At 70.2% G+C, this 18,357-nt stretch carries 12 protein-coding genes; 6 read left to right on the top strand and 6 right to left on the bottom strand.

Annotated elements, in window-relative coordinates; all coding sequences use genetic code 11:
* Positions 1-118: 118 nt before the first annotated feature.
* The gene (locus O0S08_RS37725) at positions 119-4,075 is read left to right on the top strand and encodes a HEAT repeat domain-containing protein (protein ID WP_269034309.1); all 3,957 of its coding nucleotides are present in this window, start codon (positions 119-121) and stop codon (positions 4,073-4,075) included.
* Between the two features lie 450 nt (positions 4,076-4,525).
* Here O0S08_RS37725 and O0S08_RS37730 read toward each other — a convergent pair whose 3' ends face one another.
* The 4 genes from O0S08_RS37730 to O0S08_RS37745 form a co-directional block, all read right to left on the bottom strand.
* Positions 4,526-5,890: an anti-phage END nuclease gene (locus O0S08_RS37730; RefSeq protein WP_269034310.1), complete on the bottom strand. Its 1,365-nt coding sequence runs from the start codon at positions 5,888-5,890 to the stop codon at positions 4,526-4,528.
* Positions 5,891-6,507: 617 nt separating this feature from the next.
* Complete coding sequence (locus O0S08_RS37735) at positions 6,508-7,962, bottom strand: glutamine synthetase family protein (protein WP_269034311.1); 1,455 nt, start codon at positions 7,960-7,962, stop codon at positions 6,508-6,510.
* A 667-nt stretch (positions 7,963-8,629) separates the two neighbouring features.
* Positions 8,630-9,031 carry a TerB family tellurite resistance protein gene (locus tag O0S08_RS37740; RefSeq protein WP_269034312.1) on the bottom strand — a complete coding sequence of 134 codons (402 nt, stop codon included), beginning with the start codon at positions 9,029-9,031 and terminating at the stop codon, positions 8,630-8,632.
* Between the two features lie 702 nt (positions 9,032-9,733).
* Entirely contained in the window at positions 9,734-11,506 is a 1,773-nt protein-coding gene (locus tag O0S08_RS37745) for a site-specific DNA-methyltransferase (RefSeq protein ID WP_269034313.1), read from the bottom strand.
* Positions 11,507-11,633: 127 nt separating this feature from the next.
* Here O0S08_RS37745 and O0S08_RS37750 point away from each other — a divergent pair, with 127 nt between their 5' ends.
* Positions 11,634-12,209 carry an NHL repeat-containing protein gene (locus O0S08_RS37750; RefSeq protein ID WP_269034314.1) on the top strand — a complete coding sequence of 192 codons (576 nt, stop codon included), beginning with the start codon at positions 11,634-11,636 and terminating at the stop codon, positions 12,207-12,209.
* 90 nt (positions 12,210-12,299) lie between these two features.
* Entirely contained in the window at positions 12,300-13,115 is an 816-nt protein-coding gene (locus tag O0S08_RS37755) for a hypothetical protein (protein ID WP_269034315.1), read from the top strand.
* A 125-nt stretch (positions 13,116-13,240) separates the two neighbouring features.
* On the opposite strand, the gene O0S08_RS37760 is transcribed toward O0S08_RS37755, so the two are convergent.
* Positions 13,241-14,509, bottom strand: a complete 1,269-nt coding sequence (locus O0S08_RS37760) for a tyrosine/phenylalanine carboxypeptidase domain-containing protein (protein ID WP_269034316.1) — start codon at positions 14,507-14,509, stop codon at positions 13,241-13,243.
* Positions 14,510-14,744: 235 nt separating this feature from the next.
* Between O0S08_RS37760 and O0S08_RS37765 the strand changes: the two genes are divergently transcribed.
* Positions 14,745-15,257, top strand: a complete 513-nt coding sequence (locus O0S08_RS37765) for a hypothetical protein (RefSeq protein ID WP_269034317.1) — start codon at positions 14,745-14,747, stop codon at positions 15,255-15,257.
* A 71-nt stretch (positions 15,258-15,328) separates the two neighbouring features.
* On the opposite strand, the gene O0S08_RS37770 is transcribed toward O0S08_RS37765, so the two are convergent.
* Positions 15,329-16,867, bottom strand: a complete 1,539-nt coding sequence (locus tag O0S08_RS37770; protein ID WP_269034318.1) for a YifB family Mg chelatase-like AAA ATPase — start codon at positions 16,865-16,867, stop codon at positions 15,329-15,331.
* Positions 16,868-17,231: 364 nt separating this feature from the next.
* On the opposite strand from O0S08_RS37770, the gene O0S08_RS37775 reads away from it, so the two are divergent.
* Both O0S08_RS37775 and O0S08_RS37780 read left to right on the top strand, forming a co-directional pair.
* Positions 17,232-17,597: a hypothetical protein gene (locus O0S08_RS37775; protein WP_269034319.1), complete on the top strand. Its 366-nt coding sequence runs from the start codon at positions 17,232-17,234 to the stop codon at positions 17,595-17,597.
* 172 nt (positions 17,598-17,769) lie between these two features.
* The gene (locus tag O0S08_RS37780; protein WP_269034320.1) at positions 17,770-18,339 is read left to right on the top strand and encodes a hypothetical protein; all 570 of its coding nucleotides are present in this window, start codon (positions 17,770-17,772) and stop codon (positions 18,337-18,339) included.
* Positions 18,340-18,357: the final 18 nt, after the last annotated feature.

Raw genomic sequence — 18,357 nt, forward strand, 5'->3', positions numbered from 1 at the left:
GCCAGCGACGCGCCCGGCCGCCGCCGCTGCGGGCCTCGCGTCGTGCCCTCATTGACCGCAGACGGCGCCAGGGATAGTATGAGGCGCGATTTGCGCCTTCCGAATCGGCGCACCGGGGATGAAGACCGAGACGGAAGACGCCGACGAGCAGTCGGGCGGCACGACCACGCTCAAAGGCTCCGAGTACCAGATCCTGGTGTCGGTTTGGGCCGCCCTGGATCTCTTGCTCGACAAGCGGCTGGCGGAGCGTGTGGTGCTCGAACCGGTCAGCGAAGAGGATCTCGAGGCCGAGGTCGTCGACGGCGAGTCCGGTCCGGTAGCGACCCGAACCGAGCTCACCAGCGCGGAGCCCTACCTTCTGGTGATCCAGGCCAAGCGTCGCAGCACGGAGCCGTGGAGCGTCGAAGACCTCGTGAAGTTGCTGAAGCACGGTAAGCGACGGAAGCCGGCCATCAAGCGGCTCGAGGACCCCGCCGTTCGTTACCTGCTGGTGACGAACGCGGCCCTGAAGGGAGAGGCGCAGAAGCTGGTGGCGGAGGCGCTGGGCGCGTGGCCGAAGGCCGTCCCGCCCTCGATCAAGAAGGAGCTGCCTTCGCCTCAGGATAGACGCCTGGCGGTCCTCGCGGGCATGGACGAATGGCGGCTCCGCCGGCTCCTGCGCGAGTTGCTCGAAGACACGTTCAGGGTGCCGCACACGAAGACGGAGGACTGCAAGCGCGCCCTGAGTCGCGCGGCCGTCGAGCGCATGCTGGGCGCGGGCGACGGCGTGTGGCGGCGTGAAGACCTGGAAGCGATCGTCCGGAAGCACGACGGCTACTTCGCCAGCAGCCTGGAGGTCGACCAGTTCGTCCCGCCCGACAACTGGACCGAGCTCGCCGGGACGTTGCGGCAGCACCACGCGATCGTCCTGCTCGGATCGTCCGGCACGGGGAAAACGACGGCGGCGAACGTCCTCCTGCGCGACCTCCGGGGCGAAGTCCCCGGGATCGACGTCGCCTGGGTCACGCGCGGACCGGAGGAGATCACGGCTCCGCGACCCGCGGGACCGGTGGTGTTCTTCATCGAAGATCCCTGGGGACGGTACAAGTTCGAATCGACCCCCCTGTCGTGGAACGAGGCCCTCACCAGGTTCTTGCCGAAGGCCAGCGGCAACCGCAAGTTCATCGTCACCAGCCGCTCGGACGTGCTCGCCGACGCCGGTGGGAGTCCGCTGCCGGCCAGGTACGTCAATACCCTCGAGAGCGACAATTACGGTCCGGACAAGCGCGCCCGGATGTACGCCATCCGACAAGGGCTATTGCCCTGGGAGTTTCGGGCGCTCGCCGAGCGCCACCGCGACGAGGTGCTGGAGAAGCTCCTGAGCCCGCTGGAGATCCAGAAGTTCTTCGACGGGCTCGTGGGGGGCCGCGAGCCCGACGAGGACGAGGCGGCTTTCATCGAGCGCTGCTGCGACCAGGCTCACAGGGACGCCATCGAGCTGACGATCATCGAGCAGGTGAAGGCGCGACAGGCGTGGCCTTGGGCCGCGATCGTCTGGGGCCTCCTCAAGGCGCGTCCCCGGCTGTCGCGCGCCCTGATCCCGCCCATCGCGCAGGAGTTGGCGGCCAGCGACCACAGCTACGAGGACGGGTTGGAGCCGTTCGTGCGATTCCTGCTCTCCGGCCGCAACTTGCGGCAGATCAAGGACGAGGTCGTCTATTCGCACCCGCGCGTCGAGGCGGCGCTCGAACAGGCGATGAAGCATAAGCAGCAGGGCTCCGCGCGGGCGCTGAGGTTGCTCGCGGACATCATGATCGGGCTGGACCCGGACGGTAGCGAGTTGGCCGCGAATCTGGTCCGCGCGATCAAGCGGCTCGACGATTTTTCCTGGCACCCCTCCGCGGAGACACAGTCTGCCCTCGACACGTGGCTTGCGGAGCGGCTCCGCGCCGGTGTAGTTCGATTCGAGAGCCACCTGCGCCTGGCCGCGGAGATCGGATCCGGGGCCTCCGTCCTCGCGGAGCTGGCGCGATGGCTCCTGCATGACGTGAGCGATCCGGATGAAATCTTTGGAGCGTGGTCGCCAGAGCCGGACGAGCCCGAGTGGTACCATAGGATCGCGGCCGACCCGCTGACGGCCGACGTCTGCCGACAATTCGTTCGCGGTGTTCTGCCGTCCGCGTGGGCGCATTATCCACACGACTTCTCGCGCTCGATCGCCAAGCTGGCGCCCGATCTCGCCGGCGCGTTCCTCGAGGCGGCCGCCGCGATCGTCGACCGCGAGGAGAGATGGAACGTCACCACCATCGCCAGGGGCTGCCTCGGCGACCTCGACGGCTTTCAAGGCATCGCGCTCAGGGCGGCGAAGCGGTTCGATGCGCTCGAGAACGCCGATCGCGCGACCCATCTCAAGATCCTCAACGGCGAGTACAACGAGGAGCACGCCGAGTTCCTGGCCGATTCGGACGTGGCAGGCAACGCCGACAGGATTGTGTCGATCTACGCGGACGGCCTGCGGAGCGCGCGAGGATGGCGAGCGCTCGAAGGGCTCGCCTCTCACGCGCCTCTGCGACGGGCCTGGCTCGCCGCCGTGGAGTCGCAGGGTCAGCTGCTCGAGGCTGAGGCGCTCGCGCTCGTCGATGCGGTCTGGAACACCGGCGACGAGGCTCCGTTCTGGCGGCTAGCGACGGGTCGCTGGCACCCTTCCCTCGAGGAAAAGCTCGTCCGGCGAGCGCAGGAAGGACATTCCGATGAACCTGTCCGGGTCGCCGCCGTCGGGTGCCTCGCCAAGCACCTGCCGCGATCGATCGAGCCCCTGGTCACCACCCTGTGCGGCGCTCGTGGCTGGTGCCGGATCCTGGAGCTGGCAACCGACCTGGGCCAGGCGCGCCGGGTCGCCGGCGCGGACGAGGCGTCGCTCGCAACCGCCGTGGAGCGATTCAGCGCGAGTCTACCGCAGCCGTTGTGTCCGCTCGCGGCCGCTCTGATCGAACCGCCCGATACCCCTCCACGACTGGACGGGGACGCCCTCGCCGTCCTGAACGAGGTCGACGCGAGCGGAAACCCGGCGCTCCGGCTCGCGCAGGCGCGGCTGCTCGCCGCGGCCTCGCAGGACGTGGCCGCGCACGTCGATGCGCTTCTGAACGCTCCCGGTGACGACGCCGGCGACATCACACGCACCGTTCACGCCCTCAAGCTCGCCGCCGATCAGGGCCACTGGTCCCTCGTCGAGCGCTCGCTCGAGCATCGCTTCGCCGATGTCCGCCAGGCGGCATTGGAGGCGCTGTCCGGCCGAACGAGTGGTCCGCTGCCGCCGAAATTGCTGGCACTCGCCAAAGATCCGGGGAGCCGCGTGCGCGCCGCGCTGGCAGAATTGCTGCGAGCTCGGCCCGATCCGAGCCACGTGGAAGCCCTGCTGACATTGGCCGAGGACACATGGTCCCGCTTCGTTCAGCATTATGCGGATGAGCCCGCCGTGTATCCGATCGCGCGAGTCGCCGCCAAGACGTTGAGCGAGCCGCCCGAGCTGCCGCAGGAGGTGCGCAAGCGGGTGTTGCGGATCGCTAACAGGACGGGCGATCCCGTCGTCTGCGAGGAGCTCTTCCTGGCGCTGATCCGCAACGCCGGCCCCGCGATGCCGCGCGAGGCGCTCGCCTTCGTGCTTCGTCTGAATCCGTCCGCCTCCGGCGACACGATCGCCAGCGCGCTCGTGCGCGCGTCGGACCACGTCGACGAGGACCTCGTCTCACGGATCACGAGCGAGCACCTCGAGCGCTGCCGGCCGGAGATCGCAGCCCCGCTGGTCGTGCTCGCCGGGCGCAGGGGTTCGCGCGAGCACGTGACGGCGCTCGCGCGGTCCCTGGCCGGGAGCGCCCAGCGGCGGGCGCTCTTCATCCCGCTGCTGGCCGCCGCGGGACGACGCGACCCAGCGCTCCTTGATCGGCTGGCCGGGCTGTTGCCTGGCGATCGCGCGTCGACCGTCCGGGGAGCCGTCCTGGACGGCAGGCGCATGCCGCGAGACGTCTTGAACGACCTGGGCGACGTTCCGGTCGTCGATGAGATCCTCCGGCTGCCCGACATGTTCGACCCCGATTGACCGAAGGTCCGACGCGCTCGCGCTCGCGCTCCAGACCGCCGTCGACAGTGACGACACCGCGCGGGGGGCCACCGGGAGCGTCCCGCCGGGGGGCCGCCTGTTCGGCCTGCCGGCTCGGATCACCGCGCGCACCACCGCAGCGTTCCCACAGCGATCCGCACGGCGGCTCTGGCAGCAAGCCGGCAGCCGTCGACTCGCAGATCGTCCACGTCCCCAGGCCTTCGATGCGGACAACACGACGAGCCCTGACGGGCCCATCGCTACCGACGACGGCGACCTCGCGGCAGCCGAGCGCGACGCGGTGGCGTGCCTAGCTGTCGTCACGCGCTGGATCGCGGAAGACGGCGGGGTGGAGGCACGCTATTGGCGCGGCGTGGCCCCTGGCCGCGCGTGCGCACCAGGCCCTCGGCGATCCGGCGAGACCTCCGGACCCTCGCCCTGCGACGACGCTCAACGCACCGCGACGCCCTTGAACCCCAACGCGCGCAGCGTCTTGCTGACTCGGTTATTCCGCGGGGGAAACTCGTCCGGACGCGCATAACCCAGCAACTCGCCCCAAATGCTCACGCCGACGAACGGCAGGCGCCACTCGGGCAAATGGCACGCGTCCCAGATGCGCTCGGCGCAGTCCGAGCGCCGCTTGTCCCCCCACAGCACGTACTCGAATACCTCGCCCACTGTCTTCTCGCCTGGCCTCCTCGCCAGCAAGGCCCGCGCGAACGCTTCGCAGCGCTCGTGCTTGGAGTAGTGTTGCCCGGACTGGAGGCCGACGCGGGAGCTCTCCACCTGCCGCGCGCACTCGCGGGCCGCGTGCGCGCCCCACACGATTTCGGTAAGTTTCTCCAGATCGAGCGCGGCGACGCTCTCGCGTGCGAGGAGCGTGCGAAGCCTCGCCGGCGTCTCGTTGGTCCACTCCGTCCACTGATCCTCGTCCGAGGACTCGGGCCACAGCGCGAACATCTCCGCGACCGCCGCCTCTGTCCGCTTCTCGTTCGCGCGATGCAGCCGCTCTATCTCCTCGTAAGACTCGCCCGTCGAGCGGACCGTTCGGTGGTACCAGTACTCTGTCACCTGGTCCTGGACGATCGCCGGATGCACCGACGCGTCCAGCCACGACGGCTGCGGCATGCCGGCGACCATCGCCGTAAGTTTCTTGAGGATCGTGTGCGTGCTGTGCCATTCGCTCACGAAGGCTCGACGCGCCGTGCCGCCCGGCTCATCGGTCTTACCGACCTGGGTCGCCGCAGTCTGCCCTGGAAGATTCTTCAACGCCGCCTCGACCTCGGCGTCGTACGATTTCTGTGCATCGATCATGTCCTTACGACTCTCCGCCAGCCGACGGGCCACGGCGAGGTGCTGAGGCGAAGCAGCTACGCTCCGGCCCCCAATAAGGTCGAACATGGCGGCCAGCTGATCGTCGTAGCCCTCGTCCGCGAGCTCGCTCGCCGTGAACCATACGCCGCACTCGAGGTTCCCGAACCACCCGTTGTTCGTCAGGTTGGCCGAACCTATGTACGCGCCCACCCCCTCGAACCAGTAGATCTTCGGGTGATAGAACCGCCGCGTCAGGAACAGCTGCCACGACGGCGGCGACAGCTCGACGAACTTTCGGAGGATCGCAATCGACGGAAATTCACCGTCCATCAAGGCATAGAGCGCGAGCGGGACCTTCCGCTTCGCCGCCAGCTCAAACAGCGGATCCATCGACTGTGCATACGCGACCGCCAGACGGATGCGCGTGAGCGCCGGGACATCGGCATCACGGACGAGATTGGCGAAGTATTGCCCGTTCAAGGCGTTGGCGATCAGCCGCATCAACGCATCGTATCAGCCGAACGGCTCCGCTTCCCTGCCACCTTCGTGAACGAAGCGCGCTAGCGACCTGGCCGCGTAAACCCGGGCGACAGGCGAGCGAAATTGCCCACTTCGACGTGTCGAGGACCCAGACCGTGAGGTCGCCCCGCTGCTCCGGCTTACCTCCAGCAAGGTCTGGAGCGCGACCTCGGTCGTCATGTAACCCTGAACCTCGGCGGGTTGCGTGACCCCGACGACGTCCTCGATCGAGACGTCGAACGAGGACAGGGGGGATCGGCGTAGACTCCGGAGGCGCGGCGGGAGCAGCGCGCGCGCTTCGGAGGCCGTCGTCGTTCATCGGCGTTCCTCCGCCGACGAGCGTCCGGCCGCGCCCAACTCACGTCATGACGGGGGCACGGCGAGCATGTGCTGAATGCCCGGTCTCGCGCAGGCTCACGACCTGCCACCCCCCGCCCAAGAGCGAGACGATTACCCGAGGTCGTTTAGGTTTTGGGGCAGATTTGTGGCAACCAGAGGCACCCAGAGGCAACCCGTGGCAAGTCGCCCTCCCCGACAAAGCCCCTCCGTATGGAGATCCGCGGCGTTTTGGCAGCGGAGGGGCCTTCGGCGAGGATGGGTCAGAACTTGTTCCACAGATACTGATTCGTCACCTCATGATGGAACTGCACCTCTGCCGTCTTGATGAGGGATCCGAGGGCGCGGGGGCAGCGTTCAGCGGAGGCTTGTTTGACCTCGGCGAAGCGGGTCTGGACCTGTTCGCCGAGCAGGTCGGACACGAACTTGGACGACTTGAACAGGCGGATGGCGTCGTTGACGTTGTCGGGGAGGAAGCGGGTGCGGGCGCGCTTGTTGGCGATCTCGGCCGGGTCGGGCAGCGGGCCTTCGAGGCCGGTGCGGAGCAATGTATAGACCGTCATGTAGGGATTCGCGTCGGGGGCGACCGAGCGGACCTCGATACGGGCCGAGCGTTCGTTGCCGAGCGGGATCCGGACCATGCTGCCGCGGTCGGTCGCAGACGCCTTGATCTGATTGGGGGCCTCGAAGTGCGGGTCGAGGCGGCGGTAGGCGTTGACGCTGGCGTTGAGGATCAGGCAGATGTCGGACGCGCTGTTGAGGATCCGCTCGGTGAAGCTCCAGCCGGCGGCGGACAGGCCGCTGTCGCCGTTCTTGTCGTGGAACAGGTTGGTGCCCTTGCGCGCGAGCGAGATGTTGGTGTGCATCCCGTTGCCGTTGATGCCGGTGACCGGCTTGGGCAAAAAGCACGCGGTCATGTCGTAGTTCTGCGCGACCTGGCGGCACAGCAGCTTGTACAGCTGGACCTGGTCGGCGGCGACCAGCGCCTCGGTGTGCATGAAGTTCATCTCGAACTGCGACGGCGCGACCTCGGGGTGATCCTTCTCGTTGCCGAAGCCCATCGCCCGCTGCACCTCGGCCGCCGAGTCGATGAATCGCCGCAGGGCGTCGCCGGGGAGCGAATGATAGTAACCGCCGGTCGAGATGAAGTCGAACGCGCCGCGCTCGTGGTAATTGCGCTCGGCGTCGCGGCCGTGGAACAAGAAGCCCTCGATCTCGTGGGCGAACTGGGCGACCATGCCCTCCTTGTCGTGGAGCGCGGCGGTGTAGTCCTTGAGCCGCGCGCGCATGTCGGCCAGATACGGCAGACCGTCCTGCCCGCGCACTTCGGCGAATACCAGCACCTTGCCCGGACCGAACACGTCGGACGGCAGCCAGTAGAAGGCCGACCAATCGATGCTGAGGCGCAGGTCCGACTCGTGCTGCTGCGAGAAGCCGCGCACCGAGCTGCCGTCGAAGGTCAGGTTGTCGGCCGAACGCAGCAGAAACTTCTTGTCATAGTCGAGCATGTGCAGCCGACCCTCGAGGTCGGTGAAGCACACCGTCACGGCCTTGATCCGCTTCTCGTCGGTCAGGTACTTGACGCGCTGCTCCCGCACCTGATCCTGGGGCACCCGAGCCAGGCGCGCGTTCTTGACCTCGAGGTTCAGCTCCTCGAGGCGGTCATAGGGGATCTCCAGGAAGTCACGGAGGGTCGTGGGCGCTTCAGGGCGAGACATGAAGGCTAAATAGACCCGGATATAATCTAATTTCAAGGGTCTTTAGACTAATTCCACCGCAAGTTGTGTGCGGCAAGTCGCAGTTTCGCGCGCCTGCCGCGCAGCGCTTCGGCGCGCACCGTGGTCCTCCTCGACCTCCCGCAAGCGATGACCCGCCCTGTCGCTCGGCGCACCGCTCGACCCGGGCCCTCGCCGGGCACTCCGCGTGCCCGACCAGCCTTGCCCGAGCAATCGCCCGCCGTGATCCTTGAGCGCCGCTCGACCCGGCCACTCGCCGATCACTCCTCGCATTCGACCAGCCTCACGCGAGCGATCGCCCGCCGCGCCCCGGAGCGCCACGCCGCTCGACGCGGCCGCTCGCTGGTCACTCCGTGTACTCGACCAGCCTCGCGCGAGTGATCGCCCGCCGCGCCCCTCGAGCGCTCGAGCCGCTCGACCACTCGCCTTTCCTCCACCTGCCGACCAGCGCACGCGAGTGATCGATCGCCGCTGCTCGATCCCCTCGACGCGACCACCCGCCCGTCGCTCGGCGGACTCGGCCAGCGCGAGCGATCGCCCGACGCGCCTCGCTCGCGGCTGCCTCCAGTCGCCCGCCGCGCTTCCTTGTCCGCGGTGGCCGGCGACTGGTGGGCAGCAGCGGGCGACGAGCGAGATCCAGCGATGATGCTCAGGCCAGCAGGCCGTGGAGGTCGTCGCCGCCGAGGATCTCGAGCGTGAGATCGGAGTACTCCTCCTGGGCCAGGCCGAGCGCCGCGGCGACGGTGCGCAGGTAGATGTCTTCGGCGAGGTCGAGCTCCTCGTCCGCGTCGTTGACGCTGGCGACCAGCTCGAGCAGCTTGCGCTTGTCCTCCGGGCTGAGGTCGTCGAGCCCGGAGGCGACCTGCTGCACGTTGAAGGCCGCCGGACTGAATGTATTGATCTGCCGGAGCAGCGACTCGGGCACCTCGGCGCCTCCGAGCAATGTCGACACGAGCGAGCGGATCCGCGTGATCTCGGCGCCGGAGAGGCGCTTGTCGGCATACGCGGCGCCGAGCAGGAGCTGGGTGATCGTTTCGATGTGCTGCTTCATCACGTCCTCTGCGTTCGGGCCGGGGCCCAGGGTCGGCCGAGGGTATCGCAAAGGCCCCGCGTCCGCACTGGTGGTCCCCCCGGACACCCGTCTCCTCCAGACCTCGCCCCGGGCGCTCGCCCGCGCGGTGATAGGAGGATCTGGCGGGGTGCGCCCCACGGCAAAGACCGTCCGCGGGCTCAGGACAGGCCATGCGCGGCTCGTGGGTCGGCGCGTCCGAGGTGGGGCGCGCGCGACAGTACCACTGCTGACCTCGGTATCCCAGGGCGACGGTCACGAACGCGCCGACGCGGTGTGCCGATCGTCGGCGACCTGTCCTTTCGGTCATCATCCTATCGACCTCCCGCGACCCCCTTCCCAACACACCGACGCGCTTCGTCACGCCCGGCCGACCCGATCGCATTGTCGGCATTGCCGCCATGCGCCCACAATCGGCGGTCCGCGTCGAGCTTGTTCCGTCGGTGACGATCGGCCCGAAGTCGCCATCATGGCTCACGCTCGCCGCCGAGGACGAGAACAGGGCCATTGTCGTGAGCCCGCGTCGGTCCATGGATAATGAGCGTTTCACCGCGTCTCTGCGCCGCGTCGCCGTGTGGCTCGGACTCTCGGCTGCGGACCCGTATCGTGGCAGCAGCAAAGACTGCCGAGGCGAATCACGCCACGACGATGAAGGTCGCCTGCGGAGGGTCGAGCGACGGCGGCTCAGCCGATCGCCCGCGTGCTGATCCGTCCGCTCGCATCGACGGCCTCGACCACCACCCTGCCCGCTTCCGCGAGCGGCGGCGACCGCAGCTCCAGCGCTCCGTCGCGCCCGCGCTGCGCGGACCACCGCGGCACGAACACGGACCCCTCGCAGCGATCGTCGATCGCCCACTCGACGATCGCCTCGACCCCGAGCGGCGCCCAGCTGTCCGGCGCGTCGTCGACCGGACCGGCGTAGTCGGTGAGGCGAAGCGCTCGGCCTGCAGAGGTCTCTTCGATGGCGAGCGACAACCGCGGCACACGGCGCGGCCTGGCCTCCTCGCCCTCCGCGAACGCGCGCGGCACCTCCCACCAGGTGACGTCGGGCGTGTCGAGGTCGTGGATCGACGGCTCGAAGGCCCACGCCACCACCTCGAGCGCGGCCGCTCCGGCCGACCGCGCCGCGCCCAGCCAGGTCGCGACCTCGAGGGCCGTCGGCGGCCGCTCGCCGAGCGCGACCACCACGGCCGCGTCGCCGCGCCGCCCGTGGACCTGTCCCTCGAGACATATCGTCGCGCCGTGCAGCGCGAGCACGCGGCGGCGCAGCTCGGCCTCGCCGACCCGCTCGAGCAGCGCGCGTCGGGCCGCCGGCAGGGCGTCGAGCACCGCGAACGGGCCGGCCTCGCCGCACCGCGTCATCGCCCGCAGGCGCCGGCGGGTGACCGTGAAGGCCGGCTGCGAGCGATCGATCACCACCCAGCGGCGGCCGCAGCGGGCCGCGACCGCGGCGGTCGTGCCCGAGCCGGCGAACGCGTCGAGCACCAGGTCGCCCGGACGCGAGCACATGTGCACGATCCGCTCGAGCAGCGCCTCCGGCTTCTGCGTGTCGTAGCCGACCCGCTCGGCGTGCGTCCCCTGCAGCGCGCGGATGTCGGTCCACACGTCCTGCAAGGGCACGCCCTCCTGCTCGTCGAGGTAGTGCTTCTGCCGCGGCACCGCGCCCGGGCGGCTCTGATAGACGCGGCCGCTGCGGTACAGCCCCTCCATCGTCGCCTGTCCGTAGCGCCAGAACCGGCGCACGCCGAGGAACTCGTAGCTCGGGTTGCCCTTCGCCGCGCCGCCCGGAGCCGTCAGCGGGCTCGACATGAATCGGCGGCCGGTGCCCGGCTCGACGTGGCGGTACCACTTCGCCACGTAGTCCTTGTCGTACGGCGCGCGCAACGTGGTCCACGTGCGCTCGGGGCCCATGCCGTAGATGAGCAGCACGTCGTGCACCGCCCCCAGCCGGCGCGCACCCTGGCCGGCGTCGTTGTGGGCCGAATAGCGCTTCCACGCGATCTGGTTGACGAAGTTGCCGGCGCCGAACACCTCGTCCATCACCACGCGCACGTGGTGGCACACCTGGATGCCGACGTGGACCGCGATCGTCGCGGTCGGCTTCATCAGCGCGCGCAGCAGCGACAGGCGCGGGTACAGCATCGACAGATAACCGGGGCCGCCCCACGTGTCGCGATAAGCCACGACCTCGACCTCGCCCCTCCTTAAGTAGTGCGACGCGCCGACGTCGAACGGCGGGTCGATGTAGACCAGGTCGACTGCGGCGCCGAGCTCCTCGCGCAGCGCAGCCAGGGCGAGCGAGTTGTCGCCCCAGATCAATCGGTCGTGCCAGTCGCTCGCCTCGCCGACGCGCTCGCGCAGCGTCAGCGGCCCCGCTGCGACTGTCGCAGGGAGCGTGGCCTTGCCGGGCCAGGTCAGCTCCACTCGCCCCTCGGTCGAGCTCGTCCGCCTGGGCATCGAAGCCCATCGTACCCGACCTCAAGCGGGCCCGGAGGCGGCTCAGGCGGCCAATTCGGGCACCTGGTGCGGAATCGCGCCACCACTTGGCGACGCTGGTGGGATCGCGCACACTGGCTGCCGGGCCATGCCGACCGCCGCCGCGCCTCGTTACTACTGCGACGCCGCCGAGCACTTCATCGGCTCGCGCGGGGCCGAGGCCGACCCGGTCTACGCCGGCTCTCGGGGCGCGCCCGGGCGGATCGACGGCCCGCGCCGCAAGGCCCGGTTCCACGGCCCAAGGGCGCTGACCGAGGGCGGCGCGTCGCTGCTGTTCGTCGCCGACACCGGCAACGGCGCAGTGCGCAGCATCGACACCCGCGCCGGCGTGGTCAACACGGTCATCACGCTCGCGGACATCTGCGCGATCGCCCACGTCCAGGAGTTCACGCCGAGCGGGGTCACCTGCGACGGCGAATGGCTGGTCATCGCCGACACGCGCAACCACGTGGTGTGGAGCTACGACCTGCGCAGCTATCGGCTCGCGCTGCTCGCCGGCAGCCCCGGGTCGCACGGCGACGTCGACGGCGCAGGCGAGCGGGCCCGCTTCTGGTTGCCCGTCGCAGTGGCGCTGGCGGACGACGGCCGCGGCTTCGTCGTCAGCGAGGCCCGCGGGCGCCGGCACGTCAGCCGCAACGGCGACGTGCGAACTCTCGATCGCTGAAGCTCGCGCACGGAGGCGCCGACGCGCGCGGACCTGCGCACTCGCGACGGCGGGTTTGACACGCGCGGCCGCGACGTGAAACACGAGGTCATGCACGTGCATCGCCTCGGCCTCGCCCTCGCTGTCCTCACCGCCTGCGGCCCGGATGGCCGCGCCGACGCCACCGACACCTCCCCGACGACGCAGCCCGGCACCACCGCGCCGACCTCGACCTCGAGCAGCAGCGGCGACGTCGCGCCGACCACCACCGGCGACGCGAGCACCACGACCACGACCACCGGCACCACCGACGCGACGGGCACCACCGCCGTCACCGGCACCACCGATGTCGACACCACCACGACCACCGAGCCCGTCGACCCCTCGACCACCACCACGGTCGGACCCAAGCTCGACTTGCCGCCGGAGATGCCGATCCCGGTGAAGGACATCCCCGGCCTGATGTCGATCACCTTCTACGAGTCGACCAGCGGCGTGATGCAGTACACCTTCCTCATCGACGGCCCCGAGCTCAACAACCTGCTGCCCGACCCGCTGAGCAACGCCAACCGCGACATCGAGGGCACCAGCGTCGAGTTCTACGACGTCTACTACTCGGACGTCGACGGCGTGTTCGACCCGCTGGGCAGCTACCTGACGATCGCGGGCTCGTTCGGGGCCAAGCTGCCGGCGGGCGGCGGGCTCAACCTGGCCGAGATCTCGCTCAACTTCGACGACAACGTGTTCGAGTTCGGCAGCTTCCTGGCCAGCTACGTCGGGCTCGGCGACAACTACATCATGGGCTCCGAGCCCAACGCGATCGACAACAACCTCGACACGCACACGACCATGGGCAACACGGTCGACACCCCCGGGCAGCGGCTGCGGGTCACGCTCGGCTTCAAGTCGTCGCTGATGCCGGGCTGACGCCTGCCCGATCGGGCATGTCCCGATCGCCAGGTGCCGTGAGCTCTCTCCCGGGCAGTCGACCGGGCGCGCCGACGCCTGACCGATCGGGCATGTCCCGATCGCCATGGGCCGAGCGGGCGCGGTCAGGTCGCCATGTCGGTGGCGTCGGCCGAGAAGTCGGTGAGCTCGACGCCGGTCAGGCGCAGCGAGGTGCTGAGCACCGAGTAGATGAGGAAGGCCGCCAGGGTCGCGCGGCTCTTGACCCACGACGGCTCGAACCGGGGCGGAGCGAGCGCGCCGGCGCGGAAGAACGGGTCGAGCTCGATCGCGTCGCCGAGCGCCATGCGGCCGGAGAACAGGTGGTGCATCAGCTCGGGGCGGCCGCTCTGGATCGCCTTGAGGAAGAACGTGTGCACGCCGAGGAGGCCACGCAGGTAGACGGTGTCCTTGGTGAACACGACCTTGCCGGCGACGTCGCCGCCGCGGAACACCCGCGCCGCCGAGTGATAGCTCTCGCCCGGGTCCTGGCCGGCGTCGTGGAAGAAGCGGAACAGGTCGATGAAGTCGGCGCCGGACAGCGCGAGGTCGACGGCCTTGACGCGCAGGGCCAGGCGGCGCAGGCGGGCCAGGTCGATCGCGTTGGTGATCATCTCGGCGAAGGTCGCCAGGCCCTCCTGGGTGGCGGTGGTCCGCGGCGCCCCGAGGCCGAGCGAACGCACGTGCGGCTGCTCGCGCCCGTTGAGGGCGGTCAGCGAGTGGACGAACACCTCGTGCTCGACGAGTTGGGCCACGTCGTAGGGGCTGAAGCAGGTCGCGCCGCGCAGGCGCACGCGGGTCGGGCCGGCGGCCGCCTTGGCCGCCATGTCGGGGTCGATGACGACGGCGATCGGCAGGTCGCCGAACACCGGGGTGATGCGCTCTCGCAGCGCGTCGGCCGCCTGCTCGGGCGTGACGAAGAAGTCCTGCTCGGGGATGTAACCCTCGGCGCGGAAGTCGTCGGTCAGCGCGAGGAATTGTTCGGCGGCCGAGAGGTTGCTGACCTGGCCGGGGCCGACGGGGTCGCGCGGGCCGCCGTAGAGCTCGATCGAGCGGGCCGTGAACTCCGGCGTGCCGGCCTGCTCGATCATCGCCGCCGCGAGCTTGTAGCTGCGGGCGGTGCGGTACAGGTAGCGGCCGACGGGGTGGTCTCGGTCGCACTCGCGCATGATCGACGCCAGCGCGCGGATGTTGGAGTCGAAGCGCACGCGCGGCGGCTCGACCGCGGGCAGCTGGGGGTCGCCGGCGTGCCAGCGGGCCAGGAACTCGGCGCCGACCTGCGGCGGCCAGGCCAGCTGACTGAGCACCTTGATGTCCTTGGCGGCGTCGACCAGGCGGCCGTCGAGGTCTGCGAATTGTTCGAGCGCGGTGTCCACGGGCCTCCTCGCTCCTTGAAGATCGCACGCAAGGGCTCGCTTCCCAAGGCCGCATCTCGCGCCGATACCGCACCGGCGGCGCGACGCCCATGGCGGGCACGAGCGGCGTCGACCGTTCCTCGCGGAGCGGGCGCCACCCGGATGCGGACACGTGTCCTCGCCGAGCGCTCCTCAGCTCACGCCGAGCCCGTGGCCCCCGGCGCGGGCCTGCATTACTCTGCTGCTCGATCAATCCATGGTTTTCAAAGTCGGCGGAGACATCGACGCTTATTGCACCAAGTGCCGCCTCGACACGATTCACGTGGTCGTCGCGCTCAAGCCGGGCAACGAGGGACCGAAGCGGGTCGAGTGCAAGAGCTGCGGCGGGCAGCACATGTACCACGCGCCCAAGCTGCCCTCTCGGACAGAAGCGCCGAGCCAGCCGGCGGTGGTGAACCGCAGCGCGGCTGCTCGCAATCCGGCGCCGCCCAAACCGCCCAAGCCGCCCAAGTCCGCGGCCGCCAAGCCCGCGGCGCTGAGCCCCCCGGCCGGCGCCGGCGCGCGCGAGTGGCTGCGACGCATGGAGGACCTCGCCCACCAGGGCGGCACGCCGATCAAGCCCTACTCGATGCGCGAGACCTTCGCCGCCGGCGACCCCGTCTCGCACCCGAAGTTCGGCAAGGGCGTGGTGCTCGAGGTGATCGAGGCCAAGAAGTGCGCCATCCTGTTCGAGGAGGGCCGCAAGGTCCTCGCCATGGGCGGCGCCTGACCTCCTCCTGAGCTGTTTTTCCGGCCATGTCGCTTGCGACATGGCCGGAAGCGCATGTCCATTCGGACAGCTCATTGCGCCTCCGGCAGCGCGCGCAGGTGCAGCGCCTGGGCCACGTCGGTCTCGGTGGCCGGGGCCCGCGGGCAGCGGTCGTCGGCGGCGAGGTCGGCGATCGTGCGGGCGACGCGGCGCAGGCGATGCTGGGCCCGCGGGCTCCAGCCGCGGCGCTCGGCCGTGGCGGCGAGGAGGCGCTCCGCCGCCGGCGTCAGCGCGCACAGGCGTTCGATCGACCCGGCCGCCGCCGGCACCTCGGCGTTGGTGCGCCACGGCGTCCCGCGCAGCCGCGCCAGCTGACGCGCGCGCGCCGTCGTCACCCGCTTCCGCACCACCGCGCTGGAGTCGGGCGGATCGGCCGAGCGCAGCTCCTCGGGCTTCGCGGGCCCGACGGCGACGGCGACGTCGACGCGGTCGAGCAGCGGCCCCGACACCCGCTGCTGGTAGCGCAGCACCGCGGCCGGGTTGTCGACGCAGGTACGGTCGGGGTGGCCGAGGAACCCGCACGGGCACGGGTTCATCGCCGCCAGCAGCTGGAACCGGGCCGGGAACGCCACGCTCCCGCGGGCCCGCACGATCCGGACCACCCCTTCTTCGAGTGGTTCGCGCAGCGCCTCGAGGCAGCCGCGCGAGAACTCGGGCAGCTCATCGAGGAACAGCACCCCGCGGTGCGCCAGGCTGACCTCGCCGGGGCGGAGGAACGGCCCGCCGCCGAGCAGCCCGGCCACGCTGACGGTGTGATGCGGGGCCCGCAGCGGCACCTCGCGGACCAACCCGTCGAGCGCGCGCAGGCCGGCGACCCCGAAGATCTTCGTCACCTCGAGCGCGGCCTCGTCGTCGAGCGGCGGATAGAGGCCGATGGCCCGGCGCGCGAGCATCGTCTTGCCGACGCCCGGCGGGCCGTGCAGCAGCACGTTGTGGCCGCCGGCGGCCATCACCTCGATCGCGCGCCGGGCCAGGACCAGGCCGCGGACGTCGTCGAGGTCGTATTGCTCGCGCGGCGGTCGCGGCGGCGGATCGTTGGCCGCGTGCGCGCCGATCTCGCGATCGCCGCGCAGATGAGCGACGAGCTGCGGCAGGTCGCGGACCGGCAGCACCGCGAGGCCGCCGAGCACCGCCGCCTCGTCGGCGCTGGCCTCGGGGACAGCCAGCGCGGTGAAGCCCATGCGCCGGGCGCAGTCGGCGATCACCAGAGTGCCCGCGGCCGGGCGCAGCGAGCCGTCCAGCGACAGCTCGCCCCACAGCATCAGCCCCTGCAGGCGCTCGGCCGGCACGACCTCGTGGCTCGCCAGGAGCGCACAGGCGACCGCGAGATCGATCCCCGGGCTGTCCTTTCGTTCATCCGCCGGCGCCAGGTTGACGACCTGCTTGCGCGGGTGGAGCTTGTGGCCGCAATGGCCGAGCGCGCTGCGGACCCGCTCGCGCGCCTCCATCAAGGCCCCGCTCGCGCGCCCGACCAGGGTAAGTCCCGGCAGGCCGAGGCCGACGTCGGCCTCGACGGTGACGACAAAGCCTTCGACGCCGAGGACGCTGGCGGAGTAGGAGCGGGTCAGCACGTCCGCACTCTTTACAATCGCCGTGCTCCGTGGCGGCCCAAGTAAATCAAGGACTTGCCACGGCCGTCTCGCCAGCGGCGTCCCGCCCGCTGGACGCCGTCCGGCCCGCCGGACGAGTCCCACCTCGGAGCCCGACCTGCGCCCACGCTCACCGTGTTCGGGATCCCTGTCGACTCGTCAATGAGACAACGAACGCCGGTCGACTCGCGTTCACCGCCGTCGATTCGTCGTTCCGGCGAATCGTCGATTCATTAGCGAAGGTTCATTAATCATCACACGCCGCATTCGCGCGCCGCAAACCTTGCTCTTGCCCGGCGGTAAAGTGTTCGCGAGGATGGATCACCGATCTACGGGAGAGTGGGCGATGGGAAATACGGGGAATCAGATCAAGAAGGTGATGGAGATTGACGGCGCGATCGCGGCGGCGATTGTCGACAGCGAGAGCGGCATGACCCTCGCCACCGCCGGCGGCGGGGCCGCCTTCGACATCGAGGTGGCCGCGGCGGCCAACACCAACGTGGTCCAGGCCAAGCTCAAGGCCATGCACGCCCTCCGCCTCGCCGACGAGCTGGAGGACATTCTCATCACTCTCGGCAAGCAGTACCACATCATCCGACCGCTGCGCCGGGCCCCGGCGGTCTTTTATTACATCGCCTGCGAGCGCAACAAGACGAACCTGGCGATGGCGAGGCGGACGCTCGCCGAGATCGAGCACGCGACGGCGCTATAGCGCCGCCGCTGCGCCGGTTCCCCTGACCGGGCGTCTCCTACGATTCGTGCGGGCCACCCTCGGCTCCGCCATGGATCGTCGAGGGCGATTCACACCTCCGCGGCGCTGAAGGACATGACCATCCAGACATGTCCTTCAAGTCAGCCGGCTATCGCCTGCGCACCCGCACCGGGTGGCGGTTCGCCGAGCGCGAGCGGGGCGCGAGGCGCTGATCGATCCCGTGCGGCCGGCCGCGCGGCTCGGCTCGCTGCTGCCGGCCGGGATCGCGGTCGCTCTCGCCGCCGGCGACGACGACGCCGCCCTGGGGCACATCGTGCCCGACCTGCGGTCCCTGGACGCCGACCTGCGCGCGGCCGCCGACGCCGACCGGCCGCGGCACCTCGCCCGGCTGGCGGCGCCGTACGCGACGGCGCTGCGGCTGGTGGCCCGCGAGGACGTCGCCCGCGAGCTCGACCCGTACGCGTTCGCGGAGCAGGACGGGCGGTGGGGCGACATCGACGACCGCCTGCGCCAGCCGGACGGGGCGAGCGCCTTGCTGGCCCCGTGCGCCGGCCTGAGCGGGCCCCTGGTGGACGCCGGCCTCGGCGCGATCGAGCAGGTCCTGCCGGCGACGCTGACGCGCGAGGACGTCGCCGCGCTGGACCTCTGGCGCGCGCTCGAGGTCGCGGCCGCGGGCCTCGGGCGCGAGCTCGAGGCCCGTGCGGTGACGCGGGTGCGGGCGGCGCTGGAGCGCTGCACCTGAGCGCGGCCGGACGCCGCC

The organism is Nannocystis punicea, assembly GCF_026965555.1.
GTDB classification, from domain to species: domain Bacteria; phylum Myxococcota_A; class Polyangia; order Nannocystales; family Nannocystaceae; genus Nannocystis; species Nannocystis punicea.